General features: G+C 68.8%; 10 protein-coding genes and 1 pseudogene. 2 read left to right on the top strand and 9 right to left on the bottom strand.

All coding sequences use genetic code 11. From position 1 onward, the window contains the following. Positions 1–3: 3 nt before the first annotated feature. The 8 genes and pseudogenes from ASG30_RS18130 to ASG30_RS18095 form a co-directional block, all read right to left on the bottom strand. Positions 4–2,991, bottom strand: coding sequence for a formate dehydrogenase subunit alpha (locus tag ASG30_RS18130; RefSeq protein ID WP_055899938.1), 2,988 nt, complete (start codon positions 2,989–2,991; stop codon positions 4–6). 22 nt (positions 2,992–3,013) lie between these two features. Then, complete coding sequence (locus ASG30_RS18125) at positions 3,014–3,223, bottom strand: hypothetical protein (protein WP_055899935.1); 210 nt, start codon at positions 3,221–3,223, stop codon at positions 3,014–3,016. A 190-nt stretch (positions 3,224–3,413) separates the two neighbouring features. After that, the gene (locus tag ASG30_RS18120) at positions 3,414–4,034 is read right to left on the bottom strand and encodes a TorD/DmsD family molecular chaperone (protein ID WP_055899932.1); all 621 of its coding nucleotides are present in this window, start codon (positions 4,032–4,034) and stop codon (positions 3,414–3,416) included. Next, positions 4,024–6,102, bottom strand: coding sequence for a 4Fe-4S binding protein (locus ASG30_RS18115; protein ID WP_200947324.1), 2,079 nt, complete (start codon positions 6,100–6,102; stop codon positions 4,024–4,026). The genes ASG30_RS18120 and ASG30_RS18115 overlap by 11 nt, the downstream gene beginning before the upstream one ends. Beyond that, positions 6,029–6,667, bottom strand: a complete 639-nt coding sequence (locus ASG30_RS18110; protein WP_055900218.1) for a DUF3306 domain-containing protein — start codon at positions 6,665–6,667, stop codon at positions 6,029–6,031. The genes ASG30_RS18115 and ASG30_RS18110 overlap by 74 nt, the downstream gene beginning before the upstream one ends. Beyond that, positions 6,660–7,175, bottom strand: coding sequence for a DUF3305 domain-containing protein (locus tag ASG30_RS18105; RefSeq protein ID WP_055900215.1), 516 nt, complete (start codon positions 7,173–7,175; stop codon positions 6,660–6,662). Before ASG30_RS18105 ends, ASG30_RS18110 begins: the two co-directional genes overlap by 8 nt. 44 nt (positions 7,176–7,219) lie before the next feature. Then, a complete protein-coding gene (gene apbC / locus ASG30_RS18100) occupies positions 7,220–8,308 on the bottom strand; it encodes an iron-sulfur cluster carrier protein ApbC (protein WP_055899927.1) in 1,089 nt (362 codons plus the stop codon). Positions 8,309–8,584: 276 nt separating this feature from the next. Continuing rightward, a pseudogene (locus ASG30_RS18095) lies at positions 8,585–9,097 on the bottom strand (zeta toxin family protein); the annotation flags it as partial. 151 nt (positions 9,098–9,248) lie between these two features. Here ASG30_RS18095 and metG point away from each other — a divergent pair. Next, positions 9,249–11,336 carry a methionine--tRNA ligase gene (gene metG, locus ASG30_RS18090; RefSeq protein WP_055899924.1) on the top strand — a complete coding sequence of 696 codons (2,088 nt, stop codon included), beginning with the start codon at positions 9,249–9,251 and terminating at the stop codon, positions 11,334–11,336. Here the strand turns inward: metG and ASG30_RS18085 are convergent. Further along, positions 11,293–12,219 (bottom strand): LysR substrate-binding domain-containing protein, encoded by a 927-nt coding sequence (locus tag ASG30_RS18085; protein ID WP_055899921.1) that lies wholly within the window; start codon positions 12,217–12,219, stop codon positions 11,293–11,295. The two genes, metG and ASG30_RS18085, sit on opposite strands and share 44 nt — an antisense overlap. A gap of 110 nt (positions 12,220–12,329) precedes the next feature. Between ASG30_RS18085 and ASG30_RS18080 the strand changes: the two genes are divergently transcribed. Further along, positions 12,330–13,310 carry a tripartite tricarboxylate transporter substrate binding protein BugE gene (locus ASG30_RS18080; RefSeq protein WP_055899918.1) on the top strand — a complete coding sequence of 327 codons (981 nt, stop codon included), beginning with the start codon at positions 12,330–12,332 and terminating at the stop codon, positions 13,308–13,310. Positions 13,311–13,314: the final 4 nt, after the last annotated feature.

Raw genomic sequence — 13,314 nt, 5'->3', positions numbered from 1 at the left:
TCCTCAGGCAGCCCGCTCGATCTGGCAGATCGTGGTCTTGGTCTCTTGCATCATCGTGACGCTGTCGTAGCCGTAGGTCGTGGCGGTGTTGACCGCCTCGCCCCGCACGACCGGCGCGGCGCCGTTCGGGTAGTAGGGGAGCATGTCGGCCCCCTGCCAGCGACCCGAGAAGTGGAAAGGCATCCAGCACGTGTCCGGGCCCACGCGTTCGGTGACCAGCGCCTGCACGTTCAGCCGTGCGCCCGTGGGGCTGAGCAGCCACACACGGTCGCCGTTGCGGATGTTGCGGGCCGCGGCCGCCTTCGGGTTGATCTCGACGAAGGCTTCCTGCTGCAGTTCGGCCAGCCAGGGGTTGGAACGGGTTTCCTCGCCGCCGCCCTCGTACTCGACCAGCCGGCCGGAGGTGAGGATCAGCGGGAACTTCTCGTGCACCTTGTCCTGGACGTTCTTCTGCTGCAGCGTCTTGTACAGCGTGGGCAGGCGCCAGAAGGCCTTCTTGTCGTCGTGCGACGGGTACTTGGCCACCAGGTCGGGCCGCGTGCTGTAGATCGGCTCGCGGTGCTGCGGGATCGGATCCGGGAAGTTCCAGACCACCGCGCGCGCCTTGGCGTTGCCGAAGGGATGGACGCCGTGGTTCTTCATGGCGATCCGGATCAGGCCGCCCGACAGGTCGGTCTTCCAGTTCTTGCCTTCGGCCGCGGCCTTCTCGGTCGGCGTGAGTTCATCCCACCAGCCCAGCTTCTTGACCAGGACGTGGTCGATCTCCGGGTAGCCGGTGGTGATGTCGCTGCCCACCGAGTGCGAACCGTCCTCGGCCAGCAGGTTGACGCCGTCGCGCTCCACGCCGAAGTTGGCGCGGAAGTTGCCACCGCCTTCCATCACGTGCTTGCTGGTGTCGTACAGGTTCGGGCTGCCCGGGTGCTTGAGTTCCGGGGTGCCGAAGCAGGGCCACGGCAGGCCGAAGTAGTCGCCCTCGATGTCGTAGCCGGTGGCCGGGTCCTTGACGCTGGTCTTGGCCTTGAGCGTCTTGACGTCGAAGTGCTGCATCAGCTTCATGTGGGCCTTGAGCCGCTCGGGGCTCTGGCCGGTGTAGCCGATGGTCCAGTTGGACTGGTTGACCTCGCGCAGGATGTCCTCGGGCAGGGGTTCGTCCATCCCCTTGACCTTCTGCATCTTGTAGTTCTTGACCAGTTCCTTGCCGAAGCCGAGCTTCTCGGCGAACTGGTACATGATCATGTGGTCGCTGCGGCTCTCCCACAGCGGCTCGATCACCTTCTCGCGCCACTGCAGCGACCGGTTGGACGCGGTGCAGGAGCCGCTGGTCTCGAACTGCGTGGCCGCCGGCAGCAGGTACACGGCGCGGTTCGGATTGAGGTCCTTGGGATCGCCGGGCATCGCGGCCATCGCGGCGGTGGCGGACGGGTACGGGTCCACCACGACCAGCAGGTCCAGCATGTCCATGGCCTTCTTCATCTCGGCGCCACGGGTCTGCGAGTTCGGCGCGTGGCCCCAGTAGATGACCGCGCGAAGGTTCGGGTCCTGGTCGATGACCTCGTTCTTCTCCAGCACGCCATCGATCCAGCGCGACACCGTGATGCCGGGCTTGGTCATCATGGCCGGGCTGGCGAAGCGCGCCTTGATCCAGTCGTAGTCGACGCCCCAGACCTTGGCGTAGTGGCGCCAGGCGCCTTCGGCGATGCCGTAGTAGCCGGGCAGCGAATCCGGGTTCGGGCCGATGTCGGTGGCGCCCTGCACGTTGTCATGGCCGCGGAAGATGTTGGCGCCGCCGCCGGAAACCCCCACGTTGCCCAGCGCCAGCTGCACCAGGCAGGAGGCGCGCACCATCGCGTTGCCGATCGAGTGCTGGGTCTGGCCCATGCACCACACCAGCGTGGAAGGCCGGTTCTTGGCCATCATCTCGGCGACCTTGGCCATCTGGGCCTCGGGCACGCCGCAGGCTTCCTCGACCTTGTCGGGCGTCCACTTGGCCAGCACTTCCTCGCGGACCTTGTCCATGCCGTAGACGCGGTCGTTGATGTACTTCTTGTCTTCCCAGCCGTTCTTGAAGATGTGGTGCAAGAGGCCGAACAGGAAGGGGATGTCGGAGCCGGAGCGGATGCGCACGTACTCGTCGGCCTTGGCCGCGGTGCGGGTGAAGCGCGGATCGACCACGATCATCTTGGTGCCGGTCTCCTTGGCGTGCAGCATGTGCAGCATGGAGACCGGGTGCGCCTCGGCGGCGTTGGAGCCGATGTACAACGCGCACTTGCTGTTCTGCATGTCGTTGTACGAGTTCGTCATCGCGCCATAGCCCCACGTGTTGGCGACGCCGGACACGGTGGTGGAGTGGCAGATGCGGGCCTGGTGGTCGCAGTTGTTGCTGCCCCAGAGGCTCACGAACTTGCGCATCAGGTAGGCCTGCTCGTTGCTGTGCTTGGACGAGCCGATCCAGTACACCGCCTCGGGGCCGCTGGCCTTGCGCAGTTCCATCAGCTTGGCGCTGATCTCGTTGAGCGCCTGGTCCCAGCCGATGCGGGTGTACTTGCCGTCCACCAGCTTCATCGGGTAGCGCAGGCGGAACTCGCCGTGGCCGTGTTCGCGGATGGCCGCGCCCTTGGCGCAGTGCGCGCCCAGGTTGATCGGCGAGTCGAACACCGGCTCCTGGCGGACCCAGACGCCGTTCTCGACCACGGCGTCGATCGCGCAACCCACCGAGCAGTGGGTGCAGACCGTGCGCTTGACCTCGATCTTGCCGGCGCCCACGGCCGGCCCGTTGGCCGAGGCCGCACGGGCTTTCTTCACCAGCGTCAGACTGCCCGCGGCGATGCCCACGCCCACGCCCAGGCCCGAGCGGCGCAGGAAGGCGCGGCGGTCCATGGTGGGCAGCGCGTGCGAAAGGCCGCGCTGGAGGCTGTGGATGAAAGGCGAACGCGATTCGCCGAGCGCGCGCGCGCCGCCCTGGGCGGCACCCTGCTTCTTGGTCAGCAACATGGAAAGGCTCCCGGAGGACGGGTTAAACGCGGGTGGTCTGGTAGTACTGCTTGACGTGCTCGGAGAGCTGGTAGCCGCCGCCACGGGTGGGGGGCTCCGGACGCTTCTCGGTCACCGCTTCGGGCTCGGCCGGCTGCGAGGGCAGCAGGCTGGCGACCGCGGCCACGGCGCCGGTGGTGGCGGCCGCGCCGAACAGGGTCCTGCGGGATAGCTTGCTCTGGGACTGGCTCATTGCTGTCTCCTTGGACTGTGCATGTCATGTTGGCATGCTTATGCACGGCGGAGCATATCCAATCGCGGAGGCAAGGGGGACAGGGGAAATGCCTCAACCGAAAGGTTTGCTCGTGCAGGTGCAGCGTACGCCGCACCAGGCCTTGCTGTCCAAGCGTTCCATTGGGAAAAACCCCAATGTCGCGCGCCACTCACGGGAGGAGGTCGAACCCCTGCTGCTCCACGCTGAAGAAGGCCTGCGTGAAGTGCGCCAGCGCGCGGTAGAAGCGCGCGTCGGGATGACCGGTGATGGCCTCGGACATCGCAGCCGCCCAGGGCTGCAGGTGGCGGCTGAAGAACTCGCGCTGCCGGGTGAGGTTGGCCACCGCGACGTCGTCGCCGGCGATCAGGTAGCGCATCACCTCGCACAGGTAGGCGATGTGGTCTTCGGTGTCCGCCATGGCCTCGTCGCGCGTCAGGCCCAGCTCGATCAGGTCGTCACGCAACTGCGCCAGCGGCCTCTCGTTGAGGAAGCCGCTGAGGTAGTGCGATCCGAACAGGTAGACGTCGGGCTTGCCGACGCCGCCAAAAAGCGCGTCGTACTCCGAAGCGACCTGCGCATCGGACTGCGCGCGCGCCGCGCCCACCAGCTCGCGCCACGGCTCCTCCAGGAAGCCGCCGGGCGCGGGCGCCTCGGTCACCGCCACCCGCAGCGCGGCCAGCAGCTCCGGCGGCGGCGCCGCGTAGTAGAGCTGTGCGAGAAGGCCGTAGATCTCGGCCCGGGCGGTTTCCTCATCCAGCGCGGAGCTGGCCGGCAGCAAGTCAGCGGACATCGGAGATCTTGGCTTCGTCTTGGGCCGAGTAGATGTCGATCACCCGGCAGTCGGAACACATCTTCAGGCGCTCCAGCGCCGCGCCCTGGAACATGGCGTGGCCGGACAGCTTGCCCAGCATCGCCTCCACCGCCTTGAGCGTGCCGAACGGCTTGCCGCAGCGCACGCAGCCGTAGGGCTTGGTTTCGTTGAGCACGCGCGGCTCGCGCCTCTCCGGCGTGAGCAGCAGCCGCGGCTGGAGCGTGATCGCGTTCTCGGGACAGGTGGTGGCGCAAAGGCCGCACTGCACGCAGTTCTTCTCGATGAAGCGCAGCTGCGGCGCCAGCGGGTTGTCCTGCAGCGCGCTGGACGGACAGGCGCTCACGCAGCTCATGCACAGCGTGCAGCGGTCCTTGTCGACCGCGATGGTGCCGAAGGGCGAGCCCTGCGGCGGCAGGTCGATGGCGTCGGGCCGGGCGGGCGCCAGCGCGATCAGGTGCTCGAGCGCGAACTCGAGCGTGGCGCGCTTCTCGGCGGCGACCGCGAACTTCGCCGGCTCCTTGGGACCTTGCTGGCGAGTGCCGCGCAGCGACTGCAGGGCCTGGTCCAGCGCGAGGGCCGACTGCGCCTGCAGCAGCTCGAAGTGCACGCCGGCATAGCCCAGGCCGCTCAGGATGGCCTGCGCCACCGCCATCTGGGCCTTGAGGCCCGACAGGTACTGCGGGGCCTCTTCGCCGGTGGTGAGCACCACCACCTGGCGCGCGCCGAAGGCGATGGCGGACAGCCACAGGTCGACGCCGGTGCTGGCCGTGTGCCACAGCGCCACCGGGATCACGTTGGCGGGCACGCCCTGCGCGCGGCCCAGGCGCGCCGTGCGGCCCAGGTCTTCCACCAGGGCCTGGCCGGCCTCCTGGCTGTGGAACAGGATCGCGGGCTCGCGGCCGCCGGCCTGCAGGTAGGACGCCAGCAGCGTGCGCAGCTTCAGGCCCTGGTCGCCCGCGCGCGGGTACGTATACGTGAGGGCGCCGGTCGGGCAGACGGTGGTGCAGGCGCCGCAGCCGACGCACAGGTTGGGATTGACCTTGATCTGCTGGCGGGAAGGCTCGCTGCTGATCGCCTCGGCCGAGCAGATCTCCACGCAGGCATTGCAGCCGATCTTCTCGTTGCGGCTGTGGGCGCACAGCTTCTGCTTGTAGACGAAGAACTTGGGCTTCTCGAACTCGCCCACCAGCTCGCGCAGCTTCAGCAGCGTGGGCAGGTCGCGGCCGTCCCAGCGCAGGTAACCCTGCGGCGGCGCGTGCTGCGCGAAGGCCGGGGTCTCGCGCAGGTCGAGCACCAGGTCGAAGTTGTCGGTCTGGCCTTGCGCCTCACGCTGGAAGTCGATGGCGCCGGCGGCCTCGCACACCTTCACGCAGGCGCGGTGGCCCTTGCAGCGGTCCATGTCGATCTGGTAGTCCAGGCCGATGGCGCCTTCGGGGCAGACCGCCACGCAGGCATTGCAGCGCGTACACAGGTCCAGGTCGATCGGATTGGTCGGCGTCCAGGCGAACTGGAAGGCGCCCAGCCAGCCGGTGAGCGAATCGATGCGGCCGGACACCACCGGGTACTTGCGTTCCTGCGCGCCGGCGCCGCCGGTGGAGAACAGGGTGACGTCCAGGACGTCTTCCACCATCGACGCGGCGCGTTCGGCATCCTGCATCGGGCCGATGATCAGGACGCGGCCGCCGCTCTTGTAGGTGACGGTGGGGACGGGCTCGGGTTCGGGCAGGCGCGCGGCGGCCAGCAGGGCCGCGATCTTGGGCATGGCCTCGCGCGCGTCGCGGCTCCAGCCACCGGTCTCGCGGATGTTGACGAAGTGCACCGGCGATACGGCGCCCTCGGTCTGCGAGCCGACTTCGGCGAACAGCCTCTTTTCCTGGGTGCAGGCGACGACCACTTCTTCGCCCGACTGGATGGCCTGCTGGAACGAGGCCGCCTCGCGCCGGCACAGGCTGCTGTGCAGCGGCAGACCGGGCTCACCCAGTGCCGCTCCCAGCTTCGCCGGGTCGAGCGGCATCGTCTTGTTGCAGTCGCAGATCAGGGTGGGCATGGGCTTCGGGGGGTACTGCTGGTGGAGGCGCCGGGTCCGGATCGGCCACAGGCGCTTGCGACTGTGCCACGGAATCGGCCCCCTGCCCTTCGGCATCATCCCTAGCTTTCGCGGCCTTCTCCTCCTCCTCGCGCTCTTCTTCACGGAAGAGCCCCAGGAAGCGGCTCGCCGCCAGTTGCCTGAGCATCGACTCGGGGATCGGGTCGGGCTTGCCGTAGTCGTCGATGTAGGTGTCCAGTCCGTCCATCACGTTGAAGTGCGGGTCGGAGAACAGCTTCTTGACCGCGGCGTTCTTCACGTCGGCCGGCACGTCGGCGCGGACGAATCGGGTGAAGTCGGAGTCGATGGTGAGCGCCTGGGCGTCTTCCAGCGTCGGGGGCGGCTCGGGCGCCGGGGCCGCGGGCGCAGCATCGGCCTTCAGTTCCGCCGGCTCGGCCGGCGCAGCCCTCGGCGCCGCCACCGGCTCGGCCGGGAGGACGGGACGAGGCGGCTCCGGCTCCACGGGCCGCCCGTCCTTCGCATCCAGCTTGCGCCGCGACCAGCGGCCGAGGAATCCGTCAGCCATCCTCGCCACCTCCGCCGTATTTCTTGCCGGTCGACACCGACGCCGGATTGCCGAAGCGGTCCTCGAGCCGCTTGAAGCTCTCCGGGCGCTTGCGCTTGCGCGGCTCGGGCACGTAGTGCGCATCGGCGAACTCGCGCATCCACTGCACCACGTCGGCCGGGGCCGGCACCTGCTCGACGGTTTCCTGCGCATCGAGCCAGCGGCCCGCGTCGTGGTAACTCAGGGTCACGATCTCCGGCCGCGCGATCGGCTCGTCGGCCAGCGTCGCCGTCTCTTCCATCCGCCACAGCACGAACCAGCCCGGGGTCTCGGTGGTGGCGTTGAGGTAGTAGCCCTCGGCGTCGTCGCGCCAGAGTTCCACCCGGAAACCCGGATGCAGCCAGCGCTCCTCGTTGTCGTCCGCGAAGATGCGGGTCGGCCCGGTGCCGAAGGCCGGCTCGTTGGGCACGACCTCGGCCAGTTCCCAGCGATAGGGCTGCCAGCGGCTGGACTGCCGCACGCGCCGCATCACGACGGCGACATCCAGTCCCGGGCGCGGGTTCACGGCGGCTCCTAGGTGTTCTTGGACACGGTGATGGTCGGGAACTTCGAGGAGAAGTCCTTGGCCTTGGCCGCGACGCTCACGGCGACCCGGCGCGCCACGTCCTTGTAGATGCCCGCCAGCTTGCCGTCGGGATCGGCCATCACGGTGGGGCGGCCGTTGTCGGCCTGGAGCCGGATGCTCATGTCCAGCGGCAGCGCGCCCAGGTAGTCCAGCTTGCGCTCGGCCGCGTAGCGCTTGCCGCCGCCCTCGCCGAAGATGTGCTCGGCGTGCCCGCAGTTGCTGCACACGTGCACCGCCATGTTCTCCACCAGGCCCAGGATCGGCACGCCGACCTTCTCGAACATGGCGACGGCCTTGCGCGCGTCCAGCAGCGCGATGTCCTGCGGCGTCGTGACGATCACCGCGCCGGTCATGGGCACGCGCTGCGACAGCGTCAGCTGGATGTCGCCGGTGCCCGGCGGCAGGTCCACCACCAGGTAGTCGAGCTCGCGCCAGTTGGTCTGGCGCAGCAGCTGCTCCAGCGCCTGCGTGGCCATCGGCCCGCGCCAGATCATGGCCTCGTCCGGGTTGACCAGGAAACCGATCGACATGACCTGCACGCCGTAGTTCTCCATCGGGTCCATGGTCTTGCCGTCCGAGCTTTCGGGGCGCCCGTCGATGCCCATCATCATGGGCTGGCTGGGGCCGTAGATGTCGGCATCCAGCAGGCCCACGGACGCGCCCTCGGCGGCCAGCGCCAGCGCCAGGTTGACCGCGGTGGTGCTCTTGCCCACGCCGCCCTTGCCCGATGCGACGGCGATGATGTTCTTCACGTTGGGCATCAGCTGCACGCCGCGCTGCACGGCATGGGCGAGCACCTTGGTCGTGACGTTCACCGACACGTTGGCGATGCCGCCCAGCCCGCGCACGGCGGCGATGGCGGCCTGGCGCAATGCGGGCACCTGGCTCCTGGCCGGGTAACCCATCTCGAGGTCGAACGCGACGTCGCCGCCGTGGACCTGGAGGTTCTTCACCGCCTTGGTCGAGACGAAATCCTGGCCCGTGTTCGGGTCTTTGACGGCCGCGAGGGCGGCAAGCACTTGCTCTTGGGTGGGCATCGAAGTCTCTCTGTGCGCCGAGTGTAGCGAGTGGGTGATCCACGCCCGCGAGCAGGGTCGCTATGCTGCGTCGACGCTGCCGGGCCTGACCTTGACGACCTTCCCGTCTCTCACGACCACCAGCGCCGTCCCCGTTTGCCGGGCGAGTTCGCGCGCACGGGCCGCAGCGCGCAGCAGTGCGTTCCAGGAACCTCTCAGATCCGGGCGGGCGTCCGGCGGCAGGCTGTCGTAGGGGGCGGGTGGCTCTTTCACGGAAGGTCCTCCTGGGCTCATCGGCTTACTGTTCCAGTCGAGAAGAACGGGCGCATCCCCGGCGTTGTCGTACAGCGACCAGTCATCCACCAGGTCCTTGTAGACGGTTTCGAACAGCCGCCGGCCCGCGTCGAAGCGCCGGCGGATCACCGCCTCCGGGATGTCGTGCCCGCCTTGCCGCACGCGTTCGGCCACTCGGGCGATGGCAGCTTGCGCGCTCGGCAGGCCGAGGAAGAACAGTTCGACGCGATACCCGGCCTGCTGCCAACCATTGATCTGCCGCGCGTAGCCGCCACCGGAGAGCGTCGTCTCGAAGGCGAAGCTCTCCCGCCGCGACACATGCCCCCCGATCGCCTCCAGCATCAGCCGGCCGGCATGGATCGCCGCCTTTTCCGGCGCGAAGGGCGAGAGGCCCGCGGCGATCAGGTCGGCATTGATGAACGCCGGACAACCCGCCTCGTTCGGCAGGAACTCACGCGCGAAGGTCGTCTTCCCGGCACCGTTCGGGCCCGCGATGATGATGATCCGCGGCTGCATCAAGAGGCGTCCGCCGTCGAGGGAAGGTCGTCCGACAGCATCGATCGATTATCGATGGGCATGACCGGCGCGCCGGCGCGGCCTCCTCACTTCGAGCGAACCGGGGGGCCGGCGACCTAGAATCCCCGGTTCCCCGCGCCACAGACCCACCATGCCGCAGCGCAAGCTATTCGTCACCACCGCCCTTCCGTACGCCAACGGCAAGTTCCACATCGGTCACATCATGGAGTACATCCAGGCCGACATCTGGGTGCGCCACCAGCGGATGGGCGGGCACATGGTGCATTTCGTCGGCGCCGACGACGCGCACGGCGCGCCCATCATGATCGCGGCCGAGAAGGCCGGGAAGACGCCGCAGCAGTTCGTGTCCGAGATCGCCGCGGGCCGCCAGGAGTACCTGGACGGCTTCCACGTGCGATTCGACAACTGGCACTCCACCGACAGCCCGGAGAACACCGAGCTCGCGCAGGGCATCTACAAGGTGCTCAAGGCCAACGGCCTCATCACCACGCGCACCATCGAGCAGTTCTACGACCCGGTCAAGGGCATGTTCCTGCCCGACCGCTACATCAAGGGCGAGTGCCCGACCTGCCACGCCAAGGACCAGTACGGCGACAGCTGCGAGGTCTGCAGCAGCGTCTATTCGCCCACCCAGCTGATCGAGCCCTACTCCACGCTCAGCGGCGCCCGCCCCGAGCTGCGCAGCTCGGAGCACTACTTCTTCAAGCTGTCCGATCCGCAGGTGGTCGACTTCCTGAAGGCCTGGACGCAGGACGGCAAGCTGCAGTCCGAGGTGGCCAAGAAGGCCAGCGAATGGTTCGAGGCCGGCATGGCCGACTGGGACATCAGCCGCGACGCGCCCTACTTCGGCATCGAGGTCCCGGACGCGCCGGGCAAGTACTTCTACGTCTGGCTGGACGCGCCGATCGGCTACCTGGCCAGCCTGAAGAACCACTTCGACAAGGGCCAGGCCCGCGACCACTGGCACGAGGCCTCGCGCACGCCGGTGGACTTCGAGCAGTTCGTGGCCGACCCGGCCGTCGAGCAGGTGCACTTCATCGGCAAGGACATCGTCTACTTCCACACGCTGTTCTGGCCCGCGATGCTGCAGTTCTCCGGCCGCAAGACGCCCGGCCAGGTGAACGTGCACGGCTTCATCACCGTCAGCGGCGAGAAGATGAGCAAGAGCCGCGGCACCGGCATCGACCCGCTGCGCTACCTGTCGCTGGGCATGAACCCGGAGTGGCTGCGCTACTACATCGCGGCCAAGCTCAACGGCAAGGTCGAGGACGTCGACTTCAACCCCGACGACTTCATCGCCCGGGTGAACGCCGACCTGATCGGCAAGTACGTGAACATCGCCAGCCGCGCGGCCAAGTTCGTGCCGGGCGGCAAGCTGCTGGGGCCGTTCTCGGTGCTGGAGGCCCGCGCCTCGCGGCTGGCGGACGAGGTGCGCAACCTCTACGAAGGCCGCGAGTACGGCAAGGCGGTGCGCGAGATCATGGCCTTCGCCGACGACGTGAACCTGCACTTCGACGGCGCCGCGCCCTGGAAGCTGGCCAAGGAAGGGCAGAAGGAGAAGGCGGCCCTGGTCTGCTCCGAATGCCTGGAGGCGTTCAAGGTCATGACGGCCTGCCTGAAGCCCATCCTGCCGGCGCTGGCCCGGCAGGCCGAGGCCTTCCTCAAGTGCGAGCCGCTGGATTGGAGCAATGCGGTCAAGCCGCTGGGGGCGGGGCATGTCATCGGTGACTACAAGCACCTGATGCAGCGGGTGGACGGCAAGCAGGTGGATGCGTTGTTCGAGGCGCCGGGGCAGGAACCGGCAGGGGGCGTGCCCCCACCCCAGCTCTCCCCCGAGGGGGGAGGGAGCGAACTGCCGGGGGGCGAAGAACTGGCGCCGCAGATCACGATCGACGACTTCGCGAAGATCGACCTGCGCATCGCCAGGATCGTCCAGGCCGAAGCGGTCGAAGGCTCGACCAAGCTGCTGCGCCTGACGCTGGACGTGGGCGAAGGCCGCATGCGCAACGTGTTCTCCGGCATCGCGTCGGCCTACAAGCCCGAAGACCTGGTGGGCAAGCTCACCGTCATGGTGGCCAACCTGGCGCCGCGCAAGATGAAGTTCGGCGTGAGCGAGGGCATGGTGCTGGCCGCCAGCCACGGCGACGAGAAGGCCCAGCCCGGGATCTACGTGCTCAACCCGTGGCCGGGCGCGCAGCCCGGGATGCGGGTTCGCTAGCCGCGGCCTGCGCCAGCAGCCACTGGGCGAAGCGCTCGGCTGCCGGGTGCGCGCCCATCGCGCGGCGCCGGCACAGGTAGTAGCCCCGGCCGGTGGAAGCGGCGCCCGGGACCGGCATGACGAGCCGGCCCGCCGCCAGGTCCGCCTCCACCATGCACTTCTGGACCACGGCCACGCCCATGCCGCCGCGCGCGGCCTCGATGAGGTTGACCACCAGGTCGAAGCCGGTGCCGCGCCAGTCGGGCGGCAGCTCGGCGCCCAGGGCCCGGGCCCACAGCGCCCAGTTCTCCGGGTAGCTGGAGTGGTACAGCAGCGGCTGCGCCAGCAGCTCGCGCGCGGCGCGCAGGTGCGCCAGGCGCGGCGCCCCCACGGCGACGATCTCGCGGCCCACCAGGTACTCCGCGGCCACCTGCCGCGGCCAGCCCTGGCGCGCCTGGCGCTTGAGGGCGATCCACAGGTCCACGTCCTCGCGCAGGAAGTCGTCCTCGCGCTGGTAGGGGCGGAACTCCAGCTCGATCTCGGGATGGCGGGCGCGGAAGTCCTCCAGCCGCGGCATCAGCCAGAGGTTGCCCAGGCTGGTGACCACCGAAAGCCGAAGGCGCAGCCGGTCGGGGCTTCGCTGCAGGCGGGTGGCGGCCTGCTCGAGGGCGGCCACCGGCTGCGCCACCAGCCGGCGCAGTTCGTCGCCGGCCGGCGTCAGGCGCACGCCGGTGCCCGAGCGGGCGAACACGTCCACCCCGAGCTGCTCCTCCAGCCGCATCACGGCGCGGCTGACCGCCGCCTGCGTGACGAACATGCGTTCGGCCGCCTTGCGAAAGCTGCCTGTGTCCGCCACAGCCAGGAAGGCATGCAGCTCCACGAGCGAAGGACTGCGGATGGGCATGCGACCGATTACAGCATGTCATCACCTGAGACCGAAATGTCGTTTGTCCGCGGCGCGGCGGCCTTCTACCCTCGCCGGCAGTCTTCACCCTCCGGGCTCCCACCACCCCCATGACCACCCGACGCACCCTCCTCGCCGCTGCCGGCGCCGCCCTCCTGGCCACCGGCACCGCCGCCCTCGCGCAGGCCGACTACCCCACCCAGCCGATCAAGCTGATCGTGCCGTTCGCCCCCGGCGGCTCGACCGACCTGGCCGCGCGCCTGATCGCCGAGTACGGCGGCCGCGAGCTGGGCCAGTCCATCGTGGTGGAGAACAAGGCCGGCGCGGGCGGGTCGCTGGGCATGGAGTTCGTCGCCAAGGCCCGGCCGGACGGCTACACGCTGGGCATGGCCACCGTCAGCACCCACGGCAGCAACCCGGCCGTGTACGGCAGCAAGCTCAAGTACGACCCGGTGAAGGACTTCGTGCCGGTCACCAACGTCGCCACCACGCCCAGCGTGTTCGCCATCAACCCCAAGGTGCCCGCGAAGGACATGAAGGAGTTCCTGGCGCTGGCCAAGGCCAACCCGGGCAAGTTCAGCTTCGCCTCGCCGGGATCGGGCTCGCTGGGCCACGCCAACATCGAGCATTTCGCCGCCCTGGCCAAGATCCAGCTGCTGCATATCCCCTACAAGGGCGCGGGCCCGGCGATGAACGACGCCCTGGGCGGCCAGGTCGACGCGATCACCGACAACCTCCCCTCGGCGCTGGCCAGCATCAAGGCCGGCAAGCTGCGCCCGCTGGCGCTGCTGTCCGAGAAGCGCTCGCCGGCGCTGCCCGACGTGCCCACCTACGGCGAGCTGGGTTTCCCCCAGATGGGCGGCGGCGGCTGGTTCGGCGTGGTCGCGCCTGCCGGCACGCCGCCCGAGGTCGTCACCAAGCTCAATCGCGCCTTCCACAAGGCGATGAAGCACCCGGAGTTCATCCGCAAGATGGACGAATCCGGCGCCCAGCTGATCCCCGGCACCCCGGCGGACTTCGGCAAGCAGATCCAGCAGGCGATGGAGCGCTACCAGCGCGTGTCGCAGATGGCGAACATCCGGGTCGACTGATCGG

It is taken from the genome of Ramlibacter sp. Leaf400, assembly GCF_001424545.1.
Lineage (GTDB): Bacteria > Pseudomonadota > Gammaproteobacteria > Burkholderiales > Burkholderiaceae_C > Ramlibacter.
Note: the sequence above shows the minus strand (reverse complement) of the source record. Positions and strands in the feature narration are given on the sequence as shown.

Coding starts and splice junctions, on each gene's coding strand:
- ASG30_RS18115 (WP_200947324.1), bottom strand. CDS start 6,102: ATGCCCACCCTGATCTGCGACTGCAACAAGACGATGCCGCTCGACCCG.
- apbC (WP_055899927.1), bottom strand. CDS start 8,308: ATGCCCACCCAAGAGCAAGTGCTTGCCGCCCTCGCGGCCGTCAAAGAC.
- ASG30_RS18110 (WP_055900218.1), bottom strand. CDS start 6,667: ATGGCTGACGGATTCCTCGGCCGCTGGTCGCGGCGCAAGCTGGATGCG.
- ASG30_RS18125 (WP_055899935.1), bottom strand. CDS start 3,223: ATGAGCCAGTCCCAGAGCAAGCTATCCCGCAGGACCCTGTTCGGCGCG.
- ASG30_RS18120 (WP_055899932.1), bottom strand. CDS start 4,034: ATGTCCGCTGACTTGCTGCCGGCCAGCTCCGCGCTGGATGAGGAAACC.
- ASG30_RS18105 (WP_055900215.1), bottom strand. CDS start 7,175: ATGCGGCGCGTGCGGCAGTCCAGCCGCTGGCAGCCCTATCGCTGGGAA.
- ASG30_RS18080 (WP_055899918.1), top strand. CDS start 12,330: ATGACCACCCGACGCACCCTCCTCGCCGCTGCCGGCGCCGCCCTCCTG.
- metG (WP_055899924.1), top strand. CDS start 9,249: ATGCCGCAGCGCAAGCTATTCGTCACCACCGCCCTTCCGTACGCCAAC.
- ASG30_RS18130 (WP_055899938.1), bottom strand. CDS start 2,991: ATGTTGCTGACCAAGAAGCAGGGTGCCGCCCAGGGCGGCGCGCGCGCG.
- ASG30_RS18085 (WP_055899921.1), bottom strand. CDS start 12,219: ATGCCCATCCGCAGTCCTTCGCTCGTGGAGCTGCATGCCTTCCTGGCT.